This window comes from Streptomyces mesophilus (assembly GCF_040300965.1).
GTDB lineage: Bacteria > Actinomycetota > Actinomycetes > Streptomycetales > Streptomycetaceae > Streptomyces > Streptomyces mesophilus_A.
Genome location: NZ_JBEPEW010000221.1, coordinates 1 through 9,685 on the forward strand (window position 1 = coordinate 1; position 9,685 = coordinate 9,685).

At 71.9% G+C, this 9,685-nt stretch carries 8 protein-coding genes; 4 read left to right on the top strand and 4 right to left on the bottom strand.

What is annotated here, in order from left to right:
- The 4 genes from ABT367_RS38910 to ABT367_RS38925 form a co-directional block, all read right to left on the bottom strand.
- Window positions 1–998: energy-coupling factor transporter transmembrane component T (locus ABT367_RS38910; RefSeq protein WP_352258382.1), on the bottom strand; the 998-nt coding region annotated here is incomplete at its 3' end.
- A 3-nt stretch (window positions 999–1,001) separates the two neighbouring features.
- On the bottom strand, window positions 1,002–1,664 hold the full coding sequence (locus ABT367_RS38915; protein ID WP_352258383.1) for an SCO2322 family protein: 663 nt from the start codon (window positions 1,662–1,664) through the stop codon (window positions 1,002–1,004).
- Window positions 1,661–2,872, bottom strand: a complete 1,212-nt coding sequence (locus ABT367_RS38920) for a prenyltransferase/squalene oxidase repeat-containing protein (protein ID WP_352258385.1) — start codon at window positions 2,870–2,872, stop codon at window positions 1,661–1,663. Before ABT367_RS38920 ends, ABT367_RS38915 begins: the two co-directional genes overlap by 4 nt.
- A gap of 375 nt (window positions 2,873–3,247) precedes the next feature.
- Entirely contained in the window at window positions 3,248–4,291 is a 1,044-nt protein-coding gene (locus tag ABT367_RS38925) for an MBL fold metallo-hydrolase (protein WP_352258387.1), read from the bottom strand.
- Between the two features lie 271 nt (window positions 4,292–4,562).
- On the opposite strand from ABT367_RS38925, the gene ABT367_RS38930 reads away from it, so the two are divergent.
- From ABT367_RS38930 to ABT367_RS38945, 4 genes are all read left to right on the top strand, one after another.
- Complete coding sequence (locus ABT367_RS38930; RefSeq protein ID WP_352258389.1) at window positions 4,563–6,020, top strand: aldehyde dehydrogenase; 1,458 nt, start codon at window positions 4,563–4,565, stop codon at window positions 6,018–6,020.
- A 7-nt stretch (window positions 6,021–6,027) separates the two neighbouring features.
- A complete protein-coding gene (locus ABT367_RS38935) occupies window positions 6,028–6,261 on the top strand; it encodes a ferredoxin (RefSeq protein WP_352258391.1) in 234 nt (77 codons plus the stop codon).
- A 185-nt stretch (window positions 6,262–6,446) separates the two neighbouring features.
- A complete protein-coding gene (lanKC, locus tag ABT367_RS38940; protein ID WP_352258393.1) occupies window positions 6,447–9,038 on the top strand; it encodes a class III lanthionine synthetase LanKC in 2,592 nt (863 codons plus the stop codon).
- Window positions 9,039–9,168: 130 nt separating this feature from the next.
- A complete protein-coding gene (locus ABT367_RS38945) occupies window positions 9,169–9,303 on the top strand; it encodes a SapB/AmfS family lanthipeptide (protein WP_165336225.1) in 135 nt (44 codons plus the stop codon).
- The last annotated feature ends 382 nt before the right edge of the window (window positions 9,304–9,685 follow it).

Below are 9,685 nucleotides of genomic sequence, written 5' to 3' on the forward strand. Positions count from 1 at the left end.
GCCACACCGGACGCCGACACCAGCCAGGCCCGCAGCTCCCACCGGTCCGGCCGGTAGCGGGTGCGCAGCGAGCGCTTCCCGCCGAGCCACAGCCCCACGAGGGCCAGCGCGAGTCCGCCGAGGAGTACGGGAAGGCCGTAGCGCGCGCCTTCGGCGGCGAGCAGCCCGTACGTACCGGCGCAGACACCGGCCAGACCGCCGAGCGTGCACACCGCGGTCATCCGCCGTACGGGCGCGGGGACCTCTGCACTGCGCCCGTACCCGCGCGCGTCCATCGCCGCCGCGAGCGCGACCGACCGTTCCAGCGCGCCCTCGAGCACCGGAAGACCGACCTGCGCGAGCCCCCGGATCCCGTTGTCCGCGCGGCCGCGCAGTCGCCGCGCCCGCCGCAGCCGTTGCAGATCCGACAGGAACTGCGGTGCGAACGTCATCGCCACGACCACCGCGACCCCGGCCTCGTACAGCGCACCCGGCAGCGACTTGAGCAGCCGGGCCGGGTTGGCGAGCGCGTTCGCGGCGCCGATGCAGATCAGGAGCGTGGCCAGTTTCAGACCGTCGTACAGCGCGAAGAGCAGGCCCTCCGCGGTGACCTTGCCGCCGAGGCGGATGCCCTGCGCCCAGTCGGGCAGCGGGACTTCGGGCAGCCGGAACAGGACGGTCGAGCCGGGAATCGGCGAGCCGAGCACCACCGCGAACACCAGCCGGATCGCGAGCACGAGCAGACCGAGCTTCACGAACGCCCCGTACGAACGCGCCCACGGCGCATCCGTACGCCGCGCCGCGACCACATAGCCGGCGACCGCGACCAGGAGGCCGAGGAGCAGCGGGTTGGTGGTGCGCGACGCGGCCGTGCCGAGGCCGAGCGCCCAGAGCCACCAGGCGCCCGGGTGCAGCGCGTTGGCGCGGGTGGCGACGGGGGCGGCGAGCCTTCCCCAAGCGCTCGACTGCGCTCGAGCAGGGGAGGACCCGTTGCGCGCGGCGGCGCCGTTCGAGCTCATACCTCAGCCCCTGCGGCGGCGGGCCTGCCAGATCGCTGCCACGCCGAGCACGAGCACCGCGGCCAGACCGGCGAGCAGTCCGACGGACGGGCCGCCGTCACCGTCGCCTCCGGAGGCCGCGGGCTTCTCGGCGGCGTCACCGGAACCCCGGGTGTCACCCGAGAGCTGCTCGCCGCAGCCGCTCTTCGGGTACCCGGCGATGGCGCACAGCAGCGCGTTGCTGTCGTACCGCAGCGGCTTGGCGACCGCGGCGAGCGCGTCCGCCGAGGTGGCGTCCTCGTCGATCTGCGCACAGGCGGTACGCGGCTTCGGCGGTGTCTCACCGGACGGCGCGTCCTTGTCCGTGCCGAAGTCGACGACGAGCGCGATCCGCTTCTGCCCGTCCTTCTTCTCCGTGTCGGCGCAGATCGCGTCGAACGAGGCGTCCTCGCGCGGCTTGGCGGCGTTCGCGGAGTCCTCGCTCACAGCGAAGCGGAAGCCCTCCACATCGCCGTCCGAGGGCTTCGCGGTCGCGGGACCCTGCGTGGCGTAGGCCCAGGCACCCTTGTCGTTCTTGAACCAGAACGACCAGTAGCGGTACGCGTCCGCCTGCGCGGGGGCCGCGAACAGCACGGCGAGCACCGCCCCCACGAGGAGGGCGATGCCACCGCGGCGGAGCGTGCTCACAGTTCGTTCTTCTTGCGGCCGCTGATCAGGAAGCCGATGCCGACGCTCGCGATGAAGAAGACGCCGACGATCCACCAGACGCTCATCGACGAACCCTCGTCGTCCTTCTTCTCGTCCTTCGCCGCGTCGGCGGACCCGGCCTTCTGCGGGGCCGGTCCCATGGCGTTCAGGGCGGAGACGAGGTCGGTGCCGCCGAAGTCCTTCGGGTCGGCGCCGGCCGCGTGGGCGGCGAAGATCAGCTGGGAGTACGCGGCGGGGGAGCCGGACTGCTCGGCCCAGGCCGCGCCGTTCTTCTCCAGGTACTCCAGGGGCTTCTTGGCCTGGTCGGTCAGACCGGCGGCCGAGAGCGCCACGACGGAGTCGGCGGTGTTGCCGTAGTCGGGCTGGTCCTCGGCGCCGGGCATGGAGGAGAGGAGGTGGCCGTCCTTGGCGAGGGTGTCGGCGAGGTACGCGGCACCGTTGGCGGCGGCCGTCTCGGCGTCGGCGGCCTTGGCGCACTTTGCGGGCTCGGTGGCGGCGGCGGCCTTCACGACGAGGCCCTGCTCCAGGCCGCCGAGCACTCCGGCGGCGGTGGCGTCGGCGTTCGGGGCGAGCTTGCCGGTCTTCATGTCCGCGAGACCGAAGGCGCCCTTGCCGCTGTCGCAGGGCAGCGAGAGGGCGACCAGCGCGTCGGTCGGCGCCTTGTCCTTCTGGGACTTGACCTCGGCCGGGTTCTCGCCGGCCGCCTTGAGGGCGCCGATGACGAGGGAGGTCGAGTTGGCGTCCGTGGGCAGGCCCGGGTTGTAGCCCCAGCCGCCGTCCTGGTTCTGCACGGACTTGAGCCACGTCACGGACTTCTTGACGTCCTCGTCATGGCCGCCGAGCGCGGTGAGCGCCTGGATCGCGGAGGCCGTGGAGTTGGAGTCGACGACCGTCTTGGCGTCGCACGCCTTCGAGGGGTCCTCGCGGAACGCGGCGTACGAGCCGTTGTCACAGGCCTGCCCGGTCAGCCAGTCCACGGCCTTGGCGGCGGGCTTCTCGCCGACGGTGTCCTGGGCGAGCAGGGCGTACGACTGGCGGAAGACGCCGTCGTACTTCGGGTCCGTCTTGCCGTACAGGCCCGAGGGCAGGTCCGCGGGAGCGGGCGTATCGGCGCTCGCGGCGGGGGCGGCGGCCAGGCAGAGCACGGTGGTGGCTGCCAGAGCGGCGGCGCTCTTGAGGGCGTTCATGGTCGGACGGTGCCTCTCCTGCTGGGCCGGGCACGGGCCCGCGAAGGCACCGGGCTCCGGATCCGTATACCTCGACGGTCCCGGTCGCCGGGGAATTCGGCGACTGGAGCCACGCACACCCCGCGGAGCATTCCGGCTCGCCGCCCTCTTGTGGGCGGCACACGGTTGCGGGTCAGCGCCGGGTTTGCACCGGCTTCCCTCCGTACGGGTGTGGTGATTGCGCCGCCTACTGTACCGGCGGGGTGTGGGGGCGCGGCCCCCACGGGCACGGTGGCCCGCAGTCCCGTGACCTCCCGGTCCACCCACGAATCCGGGCGGGGGTGCGGGGGCGGCAGCCCCCGCAAAGGGTGAGAGGCCGCCTTGGGCCCATGCCGGTCAGCCGCCGACCGCCACATACGTCAGCGGATCGCTGCCCTCCACCGCCTCCGCATGCCCCAGCTTCACCAGGCGGCGCAGATGAGCCTCGGCCTCGGAGACCGCGATGTTCTTCGAGCCGTACGGGATCTGGTCCCAGGGGCGGTTCCACTCCATGCGGACCGCGAGGTCCCACGGGGTCAGGGGCTGGGCGAGCAGCCGGCGCAGGCCCGCGAGGCGCTCCTCGTGGTGGGCCAGCAACTCCTGTACCCGGGCGGCCGCGTCCGTGAAGGCGTACTGGTGCGCCGGCAGGACCTCGGCGACCGCGAGGCGCTCGATCCGCTCGAGGGAGTCGAGGTAGTCGCCGAGCGGATCGGTGACCACCTCCTCGGCCGGGTCCTCGTACAGACCGATGTGCGGGGAGATCTCCGGGAGCAGATGGTCCCCGGAGAACAGCCGCCCGTTGCCCGCGAGACCGGACGGGTGCTCCTCTTCGAGATGCAGGCATACGTGGCCGGGCGTGTGCCCGGGCGTCCAGATCGCGCGCAGCCGGCGGCCGGCCAGGTCGAGCAGCTCGCCGGGGGTGATGTCCCGGTCCGGGAGCGCCGAGTTCAGGCCGGGAACCGTCCGCATGCGCCCGGACTCACGGGCCGCGTGCAGCGGGGCCAGATGCTCCGCCGGAGCGCCGGCGGTGGTCAGCTTGGCGGTGATGTAGTCCAGCCACTGGCCCGGCACCTGCGTGCGCGTGCGCCGTACGACATGGGTGTCGGCGGGGTGCATCGCGATCCACGCGCCCGACGCCTCACGCACCTGTCCCGACAGACCGTGGTGGTCGGGGTGGTGGTGGGTGATCACGACACCGTGGATGTCCTCGACGGCGATGCCGAGCGTCGCGAGACCGCCGGCCAGCGTGTCCCAGGACTCCGGGTCGTCCCAGCCCGTGTCGATGAGGACCGGGCCGCGGTCGGTGTCGAGGAGGTGGACGAGGGTGTGGCCGAGCGGGTTGTCCGGGATCGGCACCTTGAGCGACCAGACGCCACCGCCGTGCTCGGTCACCTGCGTCATGGAGCGCCCTCGTCTCTGTCGCCGGCTGGGAGCGGATCCCTCTCGCCGGGTGCGGCCGTTCCGGCCCCGACCACTATAACTAGAACTAGTTTCAGTAGTAGCCCAAGTCATCTACTCCTGGACGCCAGTTGACGGGGTGTCCGACTGGGGTGGTCGCCCGAGGGGCGGACCCCGTCCCACCTCTGGAAACCTCTAACTAGAACTGGTATCAGTTCCGGGAAGCCAGAGTCTGAAAAGGTGTCAGGAACCGCCCCGCAGGAGGCTGCCGGTCATGACCGAGCTCGTGGAACACGGAAAGCTGTTCATCGGCGGGGAGTTGATCGACCCCGTCGGCAAGGACGTCATCGAGGTGATCTCCCCGCACACCGAGGAGGTCATCGGCCGGGTGCCGCACGCGGCCCAGGGCGACGTGGACCGGGCGGTCGCCGCCGCGCGCAGGGCCTTCGACGAGGGCCCCTGGCCCCGGATGAGCCTCGACGAGCGGATCGAGGTCGTCACCAAGATCAAGGACGCCTTCCTCGTACGCCACGAGGAGATAGCCCGCGTCATCTCCTCGCAGAACGGCACCCCGTTCACGTCCAGCGTGATGGTGCAGGCCCTCGCCACGATGATGGTCTACGACGCGGCGCTCACCACCGCGCGCAACTTCACGTACGAGGAAGGCAGGCAGGGGGCGCTCGGCCGGATCCTCGTGCGCCGTGAGCCCGTCGGTGTCGTCGCCGCGGTCGTCCCGTGGAACGTCCCCCAGTTCACCGCCGCGGCCAAGCTCGCACCCGCGCTGCTCGCCGGCTGCTCGGTGGTCCTCAAGGTCTCGCCCGAAACCCCGCTCGACGCCTACCTGTTGGCCGAGATCGCCACTGAGGCGGGCCTGCCCGAGGGCGTCCTCTCGATCATCCCGGCCGACCGCGAGGTCAGCGAGTACCTGGTCGGGCACCCGGGTGTCGACAAGGTCTCCTTCACGGGCTCCGTCGGGGCGGGCAAGCGCGTCATGGAGGTCTGCGCCCGCAACCTCACGCGCGTCACGCTGGAGCTGGGCGGCAAGTCCGCCGCCGTCATCCTGCCGGACGCCGACGCGGAGGCCGCGGTCAAGGGGATCGTGCCCTTCGCCTGGATGATCAACGGACAGGCGTGCGTGGCCCAGACCCGCATCCTCGTGCCCAACTCCCGTTACGACGAGTTCGCGGAGGCCTTCGCCGCGGCCGCCGGTGCGCTCAAGGTCGGCGACCCGCTCGACCCGGCCACCGAACTCGGCCCGCTGGTCGCCAAGCGTCAGCAGCAGCGGTCGCTCGACTACATCCGTATCGGACAGGAGGAAGGCGCCAAGATCCTCACCGGCGGCGGGCGTCCGGCAGGGTTCGACAAGGGCTGGTACGTCGAGCCGACGCTCTTCGGCGGGGTCGACAACTCGATGCGGATCGCCCAGGAGGAGATCTTCGGCCCGGTCATCTGCCTGCTGCCGTACGGCGACGAGGCCGAGGCCGTGAAGATCGCGAACGACTCCGACTACGGGCTCTCCGGCAGCGTGTGGACCGCCGACACCGAGCGCGGCATCGACATCGCGCGCCAGGTCAGGACCGGCACGTACTCCGTGAACACCTTCAGCCTCGACATGCTCGGCCCCTTCGGCGGCTACAAGAACTCCGGCCTGGGGCGTGAGTTCGGACCCGAGGGGTACGGGGAGTACTTCGAGCACAAGATGATCCACCTGCCGAACGGGTATGAGGGGTGAGTGCCTGATGGGAGACCGCTGGCACGTCGAAGTCGACCGGGGGGTCTGCATCGGGTCGGGGATGTGCGTCACCAGTGCGCCCGAAGGGTTCCGGCTCGATACGGCGCGCCAGTCGCACCCTCAGCAGTCGGAAACGGACGCCAGTGAGGAGATCCTCGCGGCGGCCGAGGGCTGTCCGGTGGAGGCGATCACCCTGACCATGCTCGGCTCGGGGGAGTCGGTGTATCCGCCCGAGGACTGACGTCGTATCCGACCCGTGGACCGACCGTTCGCGGCGCGGACGAGAAGGGACCCCGCATGCGGGGTCCCTTTTCCGTGCCCGCGGTTACTCATGCGTTCGTCACGGTGCCGTCGTGACAAAGGCGACTTACCCCCGTACGGGACGGCGTGGAAATCTCGTTGCCACGCCGCTGGAGGGGGCTCGGGATGGACAAGAGGTACGAGGTGTTCTGCCTTGCGGACCGGTACTTCTACGAGACGCCGGACCGGATCACCTCACGCGCCGGCGCCGTCCCGCAGTACGAGGCGGCCCGCCGGCCCGCACCCGCCGGCTGGCGCCGCGAGAGGGCGGGGGACTGGCTGCACCTGGACCCGGGCACCCGCGACCGGCCGCGGCAGGGCTGGAAGGTGCATGTCTCGGCCTGTCTCGACACCGCCGAGAAGACCGCGGCCGTGGTGTGGGACTACTGCGTGCCGCGCGGACTGCCGTTCAAGTTCGTGCCGGGGCCGCACGCCCTGCACCTGCGCAACTCCAAGTACGCGCAGCGCGGTTCGAGCGGCAAGTTCGTCACCGTCTACCCGAAGGACGAGACCGAACTCGCGAGCGTGTTACGGGACTTGGAGGAGCTCATCGGCGGGCAGCCGGGACCGTACATCCTGACCGATCTGCGGTACGCGAACGGTCCGCTCTACGTCCGCTACGGCGCGTTCGTCCAACGGCACTGCGTCGGCGGGGACGGCCGTCTGGTGCCCGCGATCGAGAATCCCGAGGGCACCCTCGTACCCGATCGCCGAGATCCCGTGTTCCGGCTGCCCGAGTGGGTCGAACTGCCCGCGTTCCTGCGGCCGCACCTCGACGCCCGCAACGCGGCGACCGTCACCGACCTGCCGTACGCGATAGAGAAGGCGCTGCACTTCTCCAACGGCGGTGGTGTGTACGCCGGTACGGACACCCGGACCGGTGAGCGCGTGGTCCTCAAGGAGGCGCGGCCGTACGCCGGTCTCGCCGCGGACGGGGCCGACGCCGTGGCCCGCCTGGAGCGGGAGCGGGCCGCGCTCGAGCGGCTCGGCGGACTCGGCGTCGCGCCCGGCCTGCGGGACTGGTTCCAGGTCGACGGGCACCGCTTCCTCGTCATGGACCATCTGCCCGGCACCACCCTCAACTCCTTCTTCGCGCGCCGCCATCCGCTGCTCGCCGTCGACCCCGACCCGCGGGCGGTGGCGGAGTACACGCGGTGGGCGCTCGGCATCCTGCGCGGGGTCGAACGGACCGTCGACGCCGTGCACGGGCGCGGGCTCGTCTTCAACGACCTGCACATGTTCAACATCATGGTCGGCGACGACGAACACACCGTGAAACTCCTGGACTTCGAGGCCGCCACCCCGGTCGAGGAGCACCGCGGGCAGGCCATCGCCCACCCCGGGTTCATCGCGCCCGCCGACCGCTGCGGCTTCCAGGTCGACCACTACGCGCTCGCGTGCATGAAGCTCGCGCTGTTCGTGCCGATGACGACACTGCTCGCCGTGGACCGGGGGAAGGCCGCCGGTCTGGCCCGGATCGCCTGTGCTCAATTCCCGGACCTGCCACGGGAGTTCCTCGATGAGGCGGTACGGGTGATCGAAGGGCCGAGCGCACCGCCCCGTATCCCCGAGGAGCCCGCCGCAGGCGACTGGCCGCACAGCCGCGACGCGCTCGCGGCGGCGGTACTCGCCAGTGCCACCCCTGACCGTGAGGACCGCCTGTATCCCGGCGACATCGCGCAGTTCGCCGACGGCGGCGGCCTCGGGCTCGCGCACGGCGCGGCCGGCGTCCTGTACGCGCTCGCCGAGACCGGCTGCCCCCGCCACGAGGAAGGCGAGCAGTGGCTGCTCAGGCGCACCGCACCGCCGCCCGAAGGCACACCGCTCGGCCTGTACGACGGCCTCGCGGGAGTCGCCTACGTGCTCGACCGGCTCGGCCACACCGAACGCGCCCTCGACCTCATCGCCCGTGTGCTCGGCGAGAACTGGCGCCGGCTCGCCCCCGATCTGCACGGCGGCCTCGCGGGCCTCGGCCTCGTACTCGACCGGCTCGCCGTCCATCAGCCGGCCCTGCGCCAACTCGCCCTGGAGGCAGCCGACATCACGTCCGCGCGGCTGCCCGCACAGCGCGCCGGACTGCTGCGCGGCTCCAGCGGCCCGGCCCTTCTCTTCCTCAGGCTGTACGAGTCCACGCGGGACCCCGCGTTCCTCGACCGGGCCGCGGCGGCTCTGCGGGCGGACCTCGGCCGCTGTGTGACGGACGCGTCGGGCGCGCTCGTCGTCGACGAAGGCGCCCGCACGATGCCGTATCTCGGCGCGGGCAGCGTCGGGATCGCGGCCGTGCTCGAGGACTACCTCGTGCACCGCGCCGACGAGGAGTTCGCCCGGGCGCGGGCAGCCATCGCGCCGGCGGCCCGGCTGCGCTACTACGCGCAGCCCGGACTGTTCAACGGGCGGGCCGGCATGGTCTGGCACCTGGCCCGCACCGGGGCGTCCGCCGCCGCGCTCGACGCGCAGACCGCCGGACTCGACTGGTACGCCATGGCGTACGCGGGCCATCGCGCCTTCCCCGGCGATCAGATGCTGCGCCTTTCCATGGACCTCGCGACCGGTACGGCCGGGTGCCTGCTCGCGCTGGGCGCGGCGCACGGGGCGAGCCTGCCGTTCCTGCCCGACCGGCGCTTCCCGAGCGGTGGTTCACGACCCGCCGCCGCACCGCCGTCCGTAGCGACGGCCCCACAGACGGCCCCGACCGGGGCCGAACGGGCCCGTACGTGAGTACACCTCGTACGGGCCGAACGGGCTTGTGCGCGACAACACCGCGTACGGGCCGAACGCCGCACCAACGTCCCTGACGGGCCCGCAACCGGCGGGCCCCGACACCGAGCACCGACACCAAGGAGAGACCATGGCCCTTCTCGACCTGCAGAGCATGGACGTCCCCGAGCCGCAGACCGACGGCGGCGGCGGTGGCGACCTCAGCAGCGCGAGCCTGCTCCTGTGCGACAAGCACAGCTCGCACAGCACCCTGCTGTGCCTGTGATCCCTGCCGGTATCCGATCCCTGCCGGTCTTCGACCGCTGTCGCTGATCGCATCGGCGCAGACCGGTGCCGCCCTGCGAGCCGGCACCGGATGAACCGGTACGGGATGCACCGGCCCCGGCCCGCCTGATGCGGCGGCGCCGGAAACGAACCGGCCCCGGGCGTCGTGTGACCTGTACGCCCGGGGCCACCTCAGCCGCCCGTGGAGGCTCGCCCGATGCCCCGACGCCCTTTTGGTGACGCGCCGTTGAGGGACGGGCCGTTGAGGGATGGACCGTTGAGGGACGGGCCGTTGCGGGACGGACCGTTGAGGGACGGACCCTTGAGGGATGGGCTGCGCCGAGGCGCCGGGCTCGCCGCGCTCGTCCTGCTGTGCAAGCTGG